Below are 14,135 nucleotides of genomic sequence, written 5' to 3' on the forward strand. Positions count from 1 at the left end.
TTTTTTTATATATGATTATTATGATAGAGCAAAGTATTTTTTGATGTAAAGCTTTTCTTTATTGTTTCATGGAACCTAAGATGCTTTGTATAAAGTAATTTTGTAAGGTAAAGAATACAATAATCATTGGTAAAGTAGCTATAACTACAGCAGTCATTATTACGCCAAAATCTGGCGTGTAGCCAGAGGCTAATGTGGATATAAGTAAGGTCATAGTTTTCTTCTCTTCGCTCTGTAGAATTACTAAGGGCCAAAGGTAAGAATTCCAGCTATTCATAAATGCCCAAATAGCACCTGCTGCATAAGCAGATCTCATAGAAGGAAAAACAATAGAGAAAAATATTTGTAATTCGTTTGCTCCATCAACTCTTGCTGCCATGATAATTTCTTTTGGATACATCTTGAAATTTTGTCTAAAGAAGAAGATAAGGAATACTGAGGAAAGCATGGGTAGGATAACTCCCCAATGGGAGTCAATAAGATTGAAGGAGGTCATCAATTTAAAGAGTGGAACCATGAGAGCTGCAAAGGGAATCATCATGGTTCCAAGGATTATAGAGTATATTTTTTCTCTAATGTTGGATGCATAGATTTCAAATCCATAGGCTGCTAAGGAGGAAATCAATAAAGCACCCACAGTAACTATTAATGATATCTTTAGGGAATTTATGAGAATTTTTCCTAAATTATAACTTGCTAAAAGATTTTGAAAATTTTCTAATAGATTGTTTCCAAAAGTAAACTTGCCTCTCAAAATATCTACTGATTTATTAGTAGTTCCGATGATCATCCATATAAATGGAAAAAGAGAGATAAAAGATACTATTATGAGAAATAAATAAGTAAAAATAGTACTTGTTTTTAACCTTTTCATTCTCTTTCACCTACCGTTCTTAATTGGATGAAGGATAAAATAGCAACAATTAAAACTAAAATATAGGAGACTGCTGAGGCATAACCAAAGTTTGGTGCATACTTAAAGCAAATATTATAAATATATACCGAAGGAGTAAGAAGTGAGTTTCCTGGTCCTACACTTGATCCGGTAACTACACCTGCTGCAAGGTTCATAGGTTCATCAAAAAGTTGTAAAGTACCTATAGTGGACATTATAGATGTAAATATGATAATTGGTTTGAGCAGAGGAATAGTGATTTTAAAAAATTGAACAGATTTGTTTGCACCATCTATTTCTGCTGCTTCATATATCTCGGTAGGGATGTTTTGAAGGCCAGCAAGATAAAAAATCATATTATAGCCTGTCCATCTCCATGTAAGCGCAAAAATTAAAGTTACCTTTGCCCAAAAAGGATCCAAAAGCCATGGAATAGGCTTAGATATTAGTCCTAAGGAGATTAAAAATCTATTTATCAGGCCGTCGGTGGTAAACATCATTTTAAAAAGCACTGTATAAGCTACTAAAGAGGTTACTGCAGGAAGAAAAATAGCGGTTCTAAAAAATCCATTAAACTTTATCTTCTGATTATTCAATATGACAGCAAGAATTAAAGCTAAGAAAAGCATTATAGGAACTTGAATTATTAAAATGATAAGAGTGTTTTTAAGAGCAAGGATAAAATTTGAGTCTTTAATTAGTCTTAGGTAATTTCCAAAGCCGACAAAAGTTTGAACTATTCCTCTTGTGGTAAAAGTAGAAAGATATAAAGAGTAAAAAATAGGATATAAAAGAAAAAGAGTTAATAAGAATAAAGCAAATATGACAAATAACCATCCCCATAGGTCAAGATATCTTTTATATGTAATTTTCATTTTTTAAATTCCCCCTTTTGGAAAGGGGGAAGTTTAAACTTCCCCCCAAATATTACTTACCTATGGTATTCTTAAGTTGTTCTTCTGCTTTTTTGAGAGCTTCATCAATTGTCAATTTCCCATTGTACACATCAGGCATTACTCCCATTATAGCTGCATCTGCTTCATAGGTGTAAAGTCCAAAATTAATAGCAGGAACCTTCCTCATCCATGTAGAGAAGTAGGTGAATACTTTTTGATTTCCAAAGAATGGATCAGCTGCAGTATAGGCGGATCCTCTTTGAGCAGGCAGCCATGTTCCTACAGCTCCTCTTTCAATTAATATCTTCTGATAGAAATCCACATCTTTTGCATATATTTGTTTTAAGAAGTCTATAGCTACGTCTCTATACCTGGAGTTTTGGAGCACATACCAACTAGATCCACCAAGGTTAGACGCATTTACTGCTCCAGGAACGTTAAGTCTTGGAATAGGAAGTACGCCCCATTTACCAGATTGATCTTTTGCAGCCTTAATAGAACCTATGATCCATACTCCGGTGATTACAGAAGCAACCTCACCACTATTAAAAGATGCAACCCATTCATTCCATCCGCTAACTTCTTTTGATATTCCAGAATCTCTTAGAGTCTTGTAAAGTTTTACAGCTTCTTTTAGTACTTCGTTATTGGATATGATGATATTTCCATCTTTATCAAAGTACCAGCTTCCAGCGGAGTGCAATAATATTCTCATTAATCCTCCATCAAATGGATCTCCAGATATCATGTATTTTCCAGTTTTTTGTTTTAAAGTTCTTCCGATTTCTATGAATTTTTCCCAAGTTATATTTTGAAGTTTTGCTGGATCAAGTCCTGCTTGTTTGAAGTAATCTCTTCTATAGAACCAACCTGTAACTCCTGAGTCAAAAGGAACACCATATACTCTTCCTTTTACAGTCATAAGTTGTACTTTATATGGGGCAAATTCTTTATAGTTGAAATGGTTAGTAAGATCTGCAAAGGCACCTGGATAAGAGGTTAAATATTTTTGGGCATTGTAGTCTTCTATTAATACTATTTCTGGGAGATTAGTTTTTACTCCAGAGGCAAGAACAGTATTTAATTTTTGCTCTACATCTGCTTTAGCCATACTTACTATATCAAAATCTACATTAGGATTAATTTTCTTATATCTTTGTGCAGCTTCTTGCATTATTGGGATGTTAAAGTTAGGATCCCATGCCCATATGGTGATTTTTGGTTTCTCCTGAGCCCCGCCAATACTTAAAAGAACTAAAACGAATAAAGTAATTAGAATAATTGAAAATTTTTTCATACCTCACTCCCCCTTAAAAGATTTTGAAAAGAGAAAATTGAAAATTTTTGACTTTAAACTTTTTTAAAGTATCACCTCCCCTTAGATAGTACTTTTTCTTATTACTAACTCTTCAGGAATTACAATTTTTAGAACCACATCATAGGGATTAATAATTCTGTTATATAAGTGATCTACTGCTACTTTGCCAAGAGTTTCTCTAAATACCCTTACAGTGGTCAATGGAGGATCTAAATGTTGAGCTATATCTATATCATCATTTCCCACAATAGATATATCTTCTGGAATTCTTAATCCCTCTTCTTTAATAGCTCTTATAGCCCCAATAGCAGAATGATCGTTGGTGCAATATACGGCTGTGAATTTTTTTCCTTTTTCTAAAAGTTTTTTCATGGCTCTATAACCACCTTCTGGCAATAAATCACTATATTCAATAAGGTCTGGATCTATAGGATTTCCCATTCTTTCTAAGGTAAAGATAAAGCCTGCTGCTCTTTGAACTACATCATATTGATCTTGAGGCCCATCAATAAAGGCAATTTTTTTGTGTTTTTCTAAGAGAAATTTGGCGACTTTACATGCTCCGTCAAAGGCATCAGTAGTTATACAATCTACCTCCAATTCAGGGAAATAGTCTTCCATTACTACTGAGGGTATGGATAATTTTAGTATTTCTTCTACTAATTTAGCGTTGGATAAATTTACTAAGAGTAGGGCGTCTACCTTTAGGCTTTTAACTTTTGAAACCACTTCTCTAATTTTATCGTCGGTGTTTTGAACTACTGTGTATATTAATCTTCCCCCTAATTCTTCAGTTCTTTTTTGCGCTCCTCTTAATATGGCTGAGAAGTAAACATTTTGAGTAGGATCGTTTTCCAGTTCCCTTATTACAAATCCTACTGTCCCAAGAGTACCTCTCCTTTTTATCTCCATTTCATATCCTAATGTAATTGCAGCTTTTAACACTTTTTCTTTTATTTCTTCGTTTACATTGTCTGCCTTATTCAATACTCTTGATACAGTTCCTACAGAGACTCCTGCCTTTTTAGCTATATCGCTTATGGTTACTTTCTTTTTACTTCTTGACATCTATGTCACCCCTCTACTTTAAAATTATAAAAAATTTTTATGAAAAATTCAATAGAACTTTTAAGTTATTTTTAATGAAAATTTCATGAATATTTTTATCGAACATTTTACTTCTAAATATTTTAATCTAATTTTTATCAAATTTTATTAATTATATTAATATCTTGACTAATTAAATAAGCATATTTATAATATATCGTTAAAGTTTTAACGATTTGGAGGTAATTTTTTATGGATGTAAAACCTAACTATACCCTTGACGTGAGAGGAGAGGTTTGTCCAGTTCCTGATGTGGAAACCAAAAGAAAGCTGAAGACAATGCAGTCTGGAGAGATTCTTGAGGTTCTTATTGATTATCCTCTCTCTAAGGAAAGGATTCCTCAAGGGGTTAAAGAGGTAGGAGGAGAAGTTTTGGCTATTGAGGAAATAGGACCAAGCGAATGGAGAATTCTCATTAAGAAATTATAAGTAAAATTAACTAAAGGGGAGGGATTATGAATGATTTGGCAAGGTTTAATAGTGGGTATTCTTTTTGGCGTAGTTTTGCAGAGATCAAGGATGTGCTTTAACTCTGCTATAAGGGATATTAAGTTTAATAAAGACAATTACCTTGCTAAGATGGCTGCTGTAGCTATTCTTTTAGAAACCCTTGGTTTTCATCTTGTGGCGTCTTTGGGATGGATAAAGCTTAATCCTCTTCCCTTTATTCCATTGGCTCAAATTATAGGTGGATTTTTATTTGGAATGGGTATGGTTCTTGCAGGTGGATGCGCCAGTGGTGTGACTTATAGAATTGGAGAGGGATACATTACTGCAATTTTAGCGGGTCTTTCCTTTGGAGTTACTGCCGCAGCAGTGAGAGGTGGGGTCTTGAATTTTGTTAATTCTTGGTTTGGATCTCCTATTACTGTAACTATGCAAGATCCAGGTATATACAACGCAGTAGAAGGAAAGGTTAGTCCAACTATTGCAAATGTTTTTGGTATAAATCCCTGGATTGTAGCTATTATTTTTGCAATTCTTCTTGCTGTTTATATTTGGGGCACTAAGACTACCGAAAGGCAAGTTTCGGGATTAAACTGGCTTACAGGTGGAATTGCCCTTGGAGTTGTAGGGATCCTTGGATATTTATCTCAAAAGACTTATGCCCTTGGGATTACTGGTGGATGGGTAAATCTTTTGAAAGGTACTGTAGCAGGAGTTCCCTATAATTGGATTGGAATGGAGGTTCTTGGAATAATTATAGGTGCATTTATATCTGCTGTTGCTTCTAAGGAATTTAAATTAAGAGTTCCCAAGGATCCAAAGACATATTTACAAGTTATTCTTGGTGGGATCTTGATGGGTTTTGGAGCAGGGGTTGCTGCTGGTTGTAATATAGGTCATATATTATCTGGACTCCCCCATCTTGCTTTGAGTTCTATCCTTGCTACAATCTTTTTTGTACTTGGTAATTGGTTCATGTATTGGTATTTATATGCAAGAAAATAGGAGGTTAAGATTATGTATATTGTTATTCAAGTAAATGTTCCACCTTATACCTATGAGGATTTGGATACAGCTATTCATCTTGCAGAAGCAGCACTTTTAAAAGGGGTCATAAAGTATCCATCTTCTTGTTTGCCGATTCAGTGCTTTCGATAAACTCAAAGGTAAAACCTTTAAGGGTTGATAGGAATATTCCTTTGAAGATGAAAGAACTTTCTGAAAAGGGAGTTGAAATACATATTTGTGGCCTTTGTGCTGAGTATAGAGGTATTAGTTCTGAGAATGCTGTAGAAGGTCCAAAATTCTCTGGTGTTCCAGAGATGGCTTCTTTAATATTTAATGCAGACAGATATGTAAACTTGATGCCATAAGGGAGGAAATATTTATGAAAAGAGTTCTCTTTGTAGTTTACCAGAGTCCAGCTGGATCTATATGGGTAAATGAGGCACTAAGAAGTGCCTTTGGTATGTATGGAGAAGATCTGGAGCCTTCTATTCTCCTTATGGAAGATGCAGTGGTAGCAGTAAATAAAAATACCCATCCTGAAAATTTAGGGTGTCTCTCTTTGAGTATGTCCTTTAAATATCTTGAAAGATATGGAACTCCAATTTATGTAGTGAAAGAAGATTTGGAAAAGAGAAAAATAAAAGAAGAAGATGTTGAGCCCACATGGAAAGCAAAGATTATATCTCAGAATGAAGTTTCAGAATTTATCCATTCCTTTGATAGGGTAATAATCTTCTAAAGGGGTGAAAAGATATGGCATTAATAATTATAAAGAAAAGTCCAAGGGAAGAAATTAGTAAAAGAATTATAGAACTTGCAGTAGAGGGAGACACTATTCTTTTTGTTCAGGATGGGGTTTTATATGCTATAGATGAGACTACAAAAGAGTTTATTAAAAGTGGAGTTTCAGTTTTTGCTTTAAAAGAGGATTTAGAAGCAAGGGGATATTCTGAGAGTTTAAGCCTTTTCCCTTGTATAGACTATGAAGAATGGGTAGAATTAATAGAAAAGAATGAAAAAATAATTTCGTAGGAGGATTAAAGGGGATGGAAAAGTTTGATGTGATATTTTTAGGGGCAGGATCTGGAGGTTATGTGGGAGCTATAAGGGCAGCAGACTTAGGGAAAAAGGTATGTATCATTGAGGCAAGGGAGCTTGGTGGGACTTGTCTGAATAGAGGTTGTATTCCTACTAAGGCTCTTCTAAAGAGTGCAGAGGTATTTCATACCGTAAAGGAAGCAAAAAATTTTGGTGTAAATGTAGACTCTTATTCTTTTGATGTAAATGGTATCTACTCTTGGAAGGAAAATGTAGTAAAAAAACTTGTATCAGGGGTTGAATACTTGTTAAAGTCAAGAAAAGTAGTAATAAAAAAGGGAAGAGGTAGAATAATTGACAATGAAACAGTAGAAATAGAAACTTCCGAAGGTAAAGAAATAGTTCAAGGAGAAAATATTGTAATTGCTACAGGCTCAGAACCAGCTATGATTCCTACCTTTAAAATTGATGGAAAAAATGTCTTAACTTCTGATGATGCTTTGACTCTTGGAGAAATACCTAAGGATATAGTAATCATAGGAGCAGGTGCTATTGGTATTGAATTTGCAACCTTTTATAGTACTTTTGGTACTAAGGTTACCATAGTAGAAATGATGCCTCAAGTAGTTCCAACTTTGAAGGATAAAAAAGTAGCAAATTACCTTCAGAGAATATTAAACAAAAAAGGTATTGAGGTTAAGGTAGGAGCAAAAATAGAAAGTGTGGAAGTAAAAGATGGAAAAGTTTATTCTACTTTATCTACAGGAGAAGTTTTGGAGAGCGAAAAGGTTTTAGTTTCCATAGGAAGAAAATTAAATTCAGACAATATAGGGCTTGAAAACATAGGAGTTAATGTGGATAGGGGAAGAATAGTAGTGGATGAATATCTAAGGACAAATGTTAAAAATGTATATGCTATAGGTGATGTTATAGGTGGACTTTTGCTTGCTCACAAGGCAATGAAGGAAGGAGAAGTAGTAGCAGAGATCATTGCAGGAGAAAATAAAAAGATGGATTATAGAGTAGTACCCTGGGCCATATTCTCATCTCCAGAAATTGCAGCCTGTGGTCTTACCGAGGAAGAGGCAAAAGAACAAGGTATAGATGTAATAACAGGAGAATTTCCATTTTCTGCTAATGGAAAAGCAGTATCCATGAATGCTACCGATGGTTTTGTAAAGGTGGTTGCAAGAAAAGAAGATAAAGTAATAATAGGAGCTCAAATTATAGGCCCTGAGGCTTCAGTAATGATCGCTGAACTTGCCCTTGCTATACAAAATAATCTGACCCTTGATGATGTAGCGGATACTATTCATACTCATCCCACACTACCCGAAGCTATAATGGAGGCTGTAAAAGTGCCCCTTGGGAGTGTGGTACATATTTACTTAAGGAGATAATTTTAAAAATTTTTTTTCGGACCCCTTGACAATTTTTAAAGTTGTGTTAAAATTATAATTGCCACAGGCATCAAGGGGTCCGAAAGGCTCCTGAGTGCACTTGGCTGGGACTAAGTAAGTCCCGGAGGCTCAAGGAAAGGTAAGGGGTAAAAACCCTTACTAAGTACTTGAGATCTAGAAAGTAACAGGGGTATTGATAAAGCTCGGTACCTCTGTGAAATCTGGAAGAATCTGGGATGAAAGGTCTCAGAGGGTGCAAGGGAGAGGCTGAGTAGGGTCCGTTGAGCCTGTGGCACCTTTTTTATTGGGAACTTTTGAAATGGATATTATCATATCTTTGGGAAGAAGTGACTTCTTTTTTGTATGCACTCTCTGAGGAGAGAATATTTCTATAGAGGGGAAAGGAATTAAAATTTCTCAATCTCAGCCTATTTTCCTTTATGATTGCCAAAATATCAACCTTTTTTATAAATTCTTGCTCTTAATGTAGAGATGAGTGTATTGCCTTGACAGGAATTACTAATTGGGAGAGGTTTTGTGAAAAGGTCATTATAGAAAATTGTATAATGGAGACAAGGTCAGCAGGGATTAGTTCTTATGATAAAATTGATGATATAGATTTTCAGATCCTTGTACATGTATGATTAATTATCTTTTTTGGATTATTTCATCAGGGATAACGATATATTTACTCCTCTACTCAAGAGGTTTTTATCTAAAGGTCTTTTCTTTTCTAATGCGGGATTTTTATCTTATAAATGTGATAGATAAGTTTTTATTTATTGCTCTTTCTTTTATTGCTCTTGGTTTTATTGTTTATCTTGAGAGTTTTTATAGAAAGAATAAGAAAGTTTTTTATAAGTTCTTGCTTATAACGGGGATCCAGTTAATAATTTTGTTTGTTTTTCAATTTACCCCTTATTTACTCTTTGGAATAGTGCTGTCTTATAAGGAAATTTTCTTTTTGATATTGGAACTAATTCTTGGCGGACTTTTTATAGGAATTTATATCTCTAATCAACGATACCGCATTTTATAGCTATTAAATTTTTTATAAAACTAAAACTTCTTTATACTCATTTTTTAAGGGACCAATTTTGACCCCTATATTTTTTATTATAGGGTTAGACTAAAATTTGGAGGTGAAGGTTTATGAAGAGGTACTCTAAAATTTTTCTTAGTGCTTTTTTAACTTTAGTCCTTCTTTTTAGCCTTAATTTTGCTCAAACAAGTCCTAAGATTTACATTAACAAAATAAACAGTCCAGATGGTGGATTAATTGAGCCTGCAAGAGCAAAACTAATTGATATCTTGATGTCTAAGGGATATGTGGTTACAGGAAATAAGGATGAAGCAAACTATATGCTTGATCTTATAATTGTAAGCGCAAACAGTAGAAGAAGTTTTAATTGGGTGTTTCTTATTTTACCTATATGGCCTATAGTTCCAATTACTACAGTTCAAGGAGAAGCAGTAGTGGCTGTAAGAGTATTTGATCAACTGGGAAATGAAGTATTATTTGACCAAACTGGAGTTGTGAAAAATGGAATGTGGTTTTTCGGAGATTTTGTCTCAGGAAGCTCTGTAATAAAAGGAGCAGTAATTGATTGTATAAATATTCTTACCTTCAGGATGAATTTGAGGTAATTAATTAAGCTTTAAGAGGAAGGCAGCAATGCCTCCCTCTTTTATTTTTAGTTTATAGAAATAATTTCTTTTTGCGTAAAAATTGCCGTTTTAAAATATCCTTAGTTAATTCTTAATAAACCTTTATATGTCTTCATTCTATCAGGTTTTAGGCTTTATGAAATTAATTTTTAGGACATATTTTTAAACTTTTATCAACATGGTATACTTAATTAAAAATAAGTGGGAGGTGTCTTATGAGGAAGAAAAGTATTCTTTTTGTGATCCTAACCATAACTCTTTTATTTTTGATGATTGCTAATTTAGGAGCTCAGACTAAAAAAGTAAGACTTAGTATTATAGATGTGGCAGGTAATTTACAATTAACAAAAACAGCCATTGAAGCTTTTAAAAAAGCTCATCCCGATTTAATCGAAGATATCGAATATCTTAAAGCTACAGCTCCAGAACTTCCAGCAAAGATAAAGGCACAGCAAATGGCAGGAAATGTTACAACTACTATGGTGCTTACTGGATATGATGCTATGGCTTCTGGTCTTGAAATGGATCTTTGGGAGAACATTTACCCCACTTATAAACAATATTTTCCAAACTTAGAAAGTAGATATTTACCTGGAGCAAAAGCTGCTTTTGATCTTTTTAAAGGTTATGGAATAGTAGTAACCTATTGTCCTGGTGGTCCTATGTTTACTTATAATCCTGAGAAGGTTAAAAGGGTTCCACAAACTGCCGAAGAATTACTTGAATGGGCTAAGCAAAATCCAGGAAAGTTTATGTATGCAAGACCTGCTAATTCTGGACCTGGAAGAGCTTTCTTGCAGGGTTTACCTTATATTCTTGGAGATAAGAATCCAAAGGATCCTAAAACTTGGGAAAAGACATGGGCATACCTTAAAGAGCTTGATAAATATATAGATTATTATCCTACAGGGACAGCTATAACTTTTAGAGAATTAGCGGAAGGTACAAGATGGATTATAGCAAGCCATCTTGGTTGGGATATGAATCAAAGAATATTGGGTGTGATTCCTTCAAATTTTAAGGCATTTTTCTTAAAGAATACTACTTGGGTTACAGATGCCCACTTCATGTGTATGCCTAAGGGGCTTGATGAGGCAAGAAAGAGAGCTACACTACAACTTATGTCATGGCTTTTGAGGGCTGAGATGCAAGCACTAACCTATGATGATGGCTATTTTTATCCTGGCCCTGCAATTAAGGGTGTACCATTAAGTGCTGCTCCAAAGGAGACTCAGGATAAGATAAAAGCAGCCATGAGAACAGAGTATGAAAGGGCTATAAAGGAATTTCCATCAACCACACAACTTGGTGCAAAGGAGCTTGTAGAAGCATTTGATATGTGGGATAGAATGATAGGAGCAAAGGTTAAGTAAAAGATAAATTGACGAGTAAGGAGGGGGGTAAAAGAAAAAATCTTGGAAATATAGGGGGCAAAAATGAGGGAATTTAATGAGCTTAGAATTACAGGATTAAATAAATATTATGGAAACAAAAAGGTTGTAGATAATTTTAATCTGACGATTAAAAATGGAGAATTTGTAACCTTATTAGGTCCTTCTGGCTCTGGTAAATCCACTGTTTTAAATTGTATTGCTGGATTAGTTCCTATAGATGGAGGGAGTATTTATATTGATGATGAATGTCTTGATGATGGAAAGAAATTTGTTCCTCCTGAAAGAAGAAATTTTGGGATGGTATTTCAAAATTATGCTTTATTTCCTCACTTAAGCGTTTTTGATAATGTGGCTTTTGGTTTAAAATTGAGAAAACTACCTAAGGATATAGTTAAAGAAAAAGTTATAGATGCCTTAAAAATGGTCCATTTAGAGGAGCATATCAACAAATACCCAAGACAGCTTTCAGGAGGAGAACAGCAAAGAGTTGCTCTTGCAAGATGTATTGTAATGGAACCAAGGGTGATGCTTCTTGATGAGCCTTTATCTAATTTAGATGCCCTTTTAAGAATTGAAATGAGATATGAGCTTAAAGCTCTGCATGAGAGATTGAAAATAACTACAATTTATGTTACTCATGATCAGCAAGAAGCTTTAGCTTTATCCGACAGAATTGTAGTGCTTAATAAAGGTAAAATTCAGCAAATAGGAACTCCTGAAGAAATTTATTCTTACCCTGCTAACTTATTTGTGGCAAATTTTTTGGGATTTAGAAATATCTGGGAGGTAAAGATTTCAAGATTTGAAGGAGATAGAGAAGTTCATATTAATTTGGGGAATATAAATCTAAAAGCTATTCTTCATGAGAAATACAAAGTCCATGTAAGAAATATCTTTGAAAACAATAAAAAACCATATATATCTGTAAGACCTGAAGATATAGAGTTAGGAGAAGGTCCAGAAAACAATATAGAAGTAAAGATTGATGTTATAGAATATTTAGGACAACATAAGCAGTTTTGGGGCATAACTTCTGATGGAATAAATATAGAAATTTCTAAGGATGCAGATATAAGTCTAAAACCTGGAGATAATGTGAAAATCTGGATACCTCCTGAAAGAATTCTCGTCTTCTCCGGGGAGGATTAAACTATGGGAAGACGTAATATTATTACTATACTCTTGTTTCTGCTCCCTGCCTTTTTTTATTTATCCTTCCTGTTTATTTATCCTTTTTTATATGGACTAAATCTTAGTTTAACTGATGAAAAGGGCAATTTTACTTTAGAAAATTTTATACGCTTTTTTAGTGATCCTTGGGATGCTAATACCATATGGATTACATTAAAAATAGCCATTCCTGCTACTTTGTTAAGCATATTGATTGCTATACCTCTTGCTTATTATATGAGGCATGGAGTAAGAGGCGAAAAATTTGTTACCTTGTTGCTGATTCTTCCTATAACCTTAGGAAGTGTATTTATTGCTGAAGGTATGCTTACTTATATGGGACCTAATGGATGGTTGAATAAACTTTTGATGTTTTTAAGAATTACTGATAAACCTGTGAAATTGACCCATAATTATTGGGGGGTTTTGATAGCTCTTATTATTCAAGGTTTTCCTTTTGTCTTTCTTATGCTTCTTGGTTATATCTCCGGTATAGATCCTAATTTGGAGAAGGCTGCAAGTGTGCTTGGAGCAAACAGGTGGCATATATTTTGGAAAGTTATACTTCCTCTATGGCTTCCTGGGATTACTATGGCTATGTCTTTAAATTTTGTGATGAATTTTACAGTTTTTCCTTCTGCGGTACTTCTGGGCCAGCCTTCTGGACCTACAAGGGTAATATCTATTTCCGCTTTTCAATGGGCTTTTGAAAAATTTAATTTTCATATGTCTTCAGCTGTGGCTATAATTATGGGGATAGTAGAGCTAATATTTATACTTATTGTCATGTTTATTAGGCAAGGATTATACAGAGGCTCTACAGTAGCAGGAAAAGGATAGGGGGAGTAAAATGAAAAGAATGGGTTTATCAAAAGCACTTTTTTGGTTTACTATAATAGTATATTCTTTTAATATTCTTGGGATTATACTTACTGTAGTCTTAAACTCTTTAAGTAAAGAGTGGTATGGAGAATTATTTCCCAAAATATTTACCTTTGAATGGTACGCCTATATGGCAAGAGAACATGATCTTCCTCAACTTCTTTACGCCACTTTCATAGTAGCGATCTCAGTGGCTTTAATAGCTCTAATAATTGGACTTCCTACAGCCTATGTTTTAGCAAGATATGATTTTAGACTCAAAAATGTAATCTTATCCTTTTTATTACTTCCTATGTTGATTCCTCCAATGACCTATGGCATCCCTCTTGCTGCACTACTTTATAAATTGAGACTTGCAACAAAACTCTCTGGGGTTATACTTGCAAACCTTGTGCCGGTAGTCCCCTATGTAACTCTAATTTTGACGCCTTTTATTGAACAGATAGATATTAGTTATGAGTCTGCAGCAAGAATTTTAGGAGCTAATAGGTTTCAGACATTTTTTAAAGTACTTCTTCCTTTAATAATACCAGGAATTTTTACTTCTGCTCTTTTGTCTATTGTAAGAACAATTGCTATGTTTGAGTTAACCTTTTTAGTAGCAGGCCCCAAGTCTCAAACGGTAGTAGTAGCCCTTTATTACGATGCTTACGCTGCTGGAACTCGTCCACCCCAAGCTATTGATGCTCTTGCAGTGGTATATTTCTTGATTACGATGACCTTTCTTGTGATTGCTTTAAGGTTTGCAAGTCCTACTCAGTTTGTTTATAGAGGAAAATAGGGGGAACAAAATCCAAGTTCCCCCTTTAGAAGTTATATACCCTTTATTTTAGAGTTTCTACAGGCTAAGGTAATTGTTACATTATCCTCTTTTGTAGGGACAGTCCTCCATTTAACAACGAATTTATAGGC

Annotated in this window: 15 protein-coding genes and 1 pseudogene; 12 read left to right on the plus strand and 4 right to left on the minus strand. The window is 34.3% G+C overall.

The features are described from left to right. Positions 1–58: 58 nt before the first annotated feature. The 4 genes from ACP5QL_RS06590 to ACP5QL_RS06605 form a co-directional block, all read right to left on the minus strand. Positions 59–874 (minus strand): carbohydrate ABC transporter permease, encoded by an 816-nt coding sequence (locus ACP5QL_RS06590; protein ID WP_428126280.1) that lies wholly within the window; start codon positions 872–874, stop codon positions 59–61. Further along, positions 871–1,770, minus strand: coding sequence for a carbohydrate ABC transporter permease (locus ACP5QL_RS06595; protein ID WP_012582885.1), 900 nt, complete (start codon positions 1,768–1,770; stop codon positions 871–873). Before ACP5QL_RS06595 ends, ACP5QL_RS06590 begins: the two co-directional genes overlap by 4 nt. A gap of 52 nt (positions 1,771–1,822) precedes the next feature. Then, a complete protein-coding gene (locus ACP5QL_RS06600; protein ID WP_428126284.1) occupies positions 1,823–3,088 on the minus strand; it encodes an ABC transporter substrate-binding protein in 1,266 nt (421 codons plus the stop codon). 81 nt (positions 3,089–3,169) lie between these two features. Continuing rightward, complete coding sequence (locus tag ACP5QL_RS06605) at positions 3,170–4,177, minus strand: LacI family DNA-binding transcriptional regulator (protein ID WP_012582887.1); 1,008 nt, start codon at positions 4,175–4,177, stop codon at positions 3,170–3,172. Between the two features lie 231 nt (positions 4,178–4,408). Between ACP5QL_RS06605 and ACP5QL_RS06610 the strand changes: the two genes are divergently transcribed. The 12 genes and pseudogenes from ACP5QL_RS06610 to ACP5QL_RS06665 all read left to right on the plus strand — a co-directional run bounded on the left by ACP5QL_RS06610 (position 4,409) and on the right by ACP5QL_RS06665 (position 14,004). Next, positions 4,409–4,645: a sulfurtransferase TusA family protein gene (locus tag ACP5QL_RS06610; protein ID WP_272995931.1), complete on the plus strand. Its 237-nt coding sequence runs from the start codon at positions 4,409–4,411 to the stop codon at positions 4,643–4,645. A 30-nt stretch (positions 4,646–4,675) separates the two neighbouring features. Beyond that, on the plus strand, positions 4,676–5,668 hold the full coding sequence (locus ACP5QL_RS06615; protein WP_012582889.1) for a YeeE/YedE family protein: 993 nt from the start codon (positions 4,676–4,678) through the stop codon (positions 5,666–5,668). A 12-nt stretch (positions 5,669–5,680) separates the two neighbouring features. Beyond that, positions 5,681–6,036, plus strand: a pseudogene (locus ACP5QL_RS06620) (DsrE/DsrF/TusD sulfur relay family protein). A 14-nt stretch (positions 6,037–6,050) separates the two neighbouring features. Then, complete coding sequence (locus tag ACP5QL_RS06625; RefSeq protein ID WP_272995934.1) at positions 6,051–6,410, plus strand: DsrE family protein; 360 nt, start codon at positions 6,051–6,053, stop codon at positions 6,408–6,410. 14 nt (positions 6,411–6,424) lie between these two features. Further along, entirely contained in the window at positions 6,425–6,703 is a 279-nt protein-coding gene (gene tusB, locus ACP5QL_RS06630; protein ID WP_428126290.1) for a sulfurtransferase complex subunit TusB, read from the plus strand. A 14-nt stretch (positions 6,704–6,717) separates the two neighbouring features. Beyond that, a complete protein-coding gene (gene lpdA, locus ACP5QL_RS06635; RefSeq protein ID WP_428126294.1) occupies positions 6,718–8,109 on the plus strand; it encodes a dihydrolipoyl dehydrogenase in 1,392 nt (463 codons plus the stop codon). A 736-nt stretch (positions 8,110–8,845) separates the two neighbouring features. Then, a complete protein-coding gene (locus tag ACP5QL_RS06640; RefSeq protein ID WP_272995939.1) occupies positions 8,846–9,148 on the plus strand; it encodes a hypothetical protein in 303 nt (100 codons plus the stop codon). A gap of 113 nt (positions 9,149–9,261) precedes the next feature. Further along, positions 9,262–9,756, plus strand: a complete 495-nt coding sequence (locus ACP5QL_RS06645; RefSeq protein WP_272995941.1) for a hypothetical protein — start codon at positions 9,262–9,264, stop codon at positions 9,754–9,756. Between the two features lie 236 nt (positions 9,757–9,992). After that, on the plus strand, positions 9,993–11,150 hold the full coding sequence (locus ACP5QL_RS06650) for an ABC transporter substrate-binding protein (RefSeq protein WP_012582896.1): 1,158 nt from the start codon (positions 9,993–9,995) through the stop codon (positions 11,148–11,150). A 63-nt stretch (positions 11,151–11,213) separates the two neighbouring features. After that, positions 11,214–12,320 (plus strand): ABC transporter ATP-binding protein, encoded by a 1,107-nt coding sequence (locus tag ACP5QL_RS06655; RefSeq protein WP_272995943.1) that lies wholly within the window; start codon positions 11,214–11,216, stop codon positions 12,318–12,320. Positions 12,321–12,323: 3 nt separating this feature from the next. Beyond that, on the plus strand, positions 12,324–13,181 hold the full coding sequence (locus tag ACP5QL_RS06660) for an ABC transporter permease (RefSeq protein WP_273333209.1): 858 nt from the start codon (positions 12,324–12,326) through the stop codon (positions 13,179–13,181). Between the two features lie 10 nt (positions 13,182–13,191). Next, on the plus strand, positions 13,192–14,004 hold the full coding sequence (locus ACP5QL_RS06665) for an ABC transporter permease (RefSeq protein WP_012582899.1): 813 nt from the start codon (positions 13,192–13,194) through the stop codon (positions 14,002–14,004). The last annotated feature ends 131 nt before the right edge of the window (positions 14,005–14,135 follow it).

Origin of the sequence: Dictyoglomus sp., from assembly GCF_049968615.1 — a bacterium.
Lineage (GTDB): Bacteria > Dictyoglomota > Dictyoglomia > Dictyoglomales > Dictyoglomaceae > Dictyoglomus > Dictyoglomus turgidum.

Coding starts and splice junctions, on each gene's coding strand:
- ACP5QL_RS06590 (WP_428126280.1), bottom strand. CDS start 874: ATGAAAAGGTTAAAAACAAGTACTATTTTTACTTATTTATTTCTCATA.
- ACP5QL_RS06595 (WP_012582885.1), bottom strand. CDS start 1,770: ATGAAAATTACATATAAAAGATATCTTGACCTATGGGGATGGTTATTT.
- ACP5QL_RS06600 (WP_428126284.1), bottom strand. CDS start 3,088: ATGAAAAAATTTTCAATTATTCTAATTACTTTATTCGTTTTAGTTCTT.
- ACP5QL_RS06605 (WP_012582887.1), bottom strand. CDS start 4,177: ATGTCAAGAAGTAAAAAGAAAGTAACCATAAGCGATATAGCTAAAAAG.
- ACP5QL_RS06610 (WP_272995931.1), top strand. CDS start 4,409: ATGGATGTAAAACCTAACTATACCCTTGACGTGAGAGGAGAGGTTTGT.
- ACP5QL_RS06615 (WP_012582889.1), top strand. CDS start 4,676: ATGATTTGGCAAGGTTTAATAGTGGGTATTCTTTTTGGCGTAGTTTTG.
- ACP5QL_RS06625 (WP_272995934.1), top strand. CDS start 6,051: ATGAAAAGAGTTCTCTTTGTAGTTTACCAGAGTCCAGCTGGATCTATA.
- tusB (WP_428126290.1), top strand. CDS start 6,425: ATGGCATTAATAATTATAAAGAAAAGTCCAAGGGAAGAAATTAGTAAA.
- lpdA (WP_428126294.1), top strand. CDS start 6,718: ATGGAAAAGTTTGATGTGATATTTTTAGGGGCAGGATCTGGAGGTTAT.
- ACP5QL_RS06640 (WP_272995939.1), top strand. CDS start 8,846: ATGCGGGATTTTTATCTTATAAATGTGATAGATAAGTTTTTATTTATT.
- ACP5QL_RS06645 (WP_272995941.1), top strand. CDS start 9,262: ATGAAGAGGTACTCTAAAATTTTTCTTAGTGCTTTTTTAACTTTAGTC.
- ACP5QL_RS06650 (WP_012582896.1), top strand. CDS start 9,993: ATGAGGAAGAAAAGTATTCTTTTTGTGATCCTAACCATAACTCTTTTA.
- ACP5QL_RS06655 (WP_272995943.1), top strand. CDS start 11,214: ATGAGGGAATTTAATGAGCTTAGAATTACAGGATTAAATAAATATTAT.
- ACP5QL_RS06660 (WP_273333209.1), top strand. CDS start 12,324: ATGGGAAGACGTAATATTATTACTATACTCTTGTTTCTGCTCCCTGCC.
- ACP5QL_RS06665 (WP_012582899.1), top strand. CDS start 13,192: ATGAAAAGAATGGGTTTATCAAAAGCACTTTTTTGGTTTACTATAATA.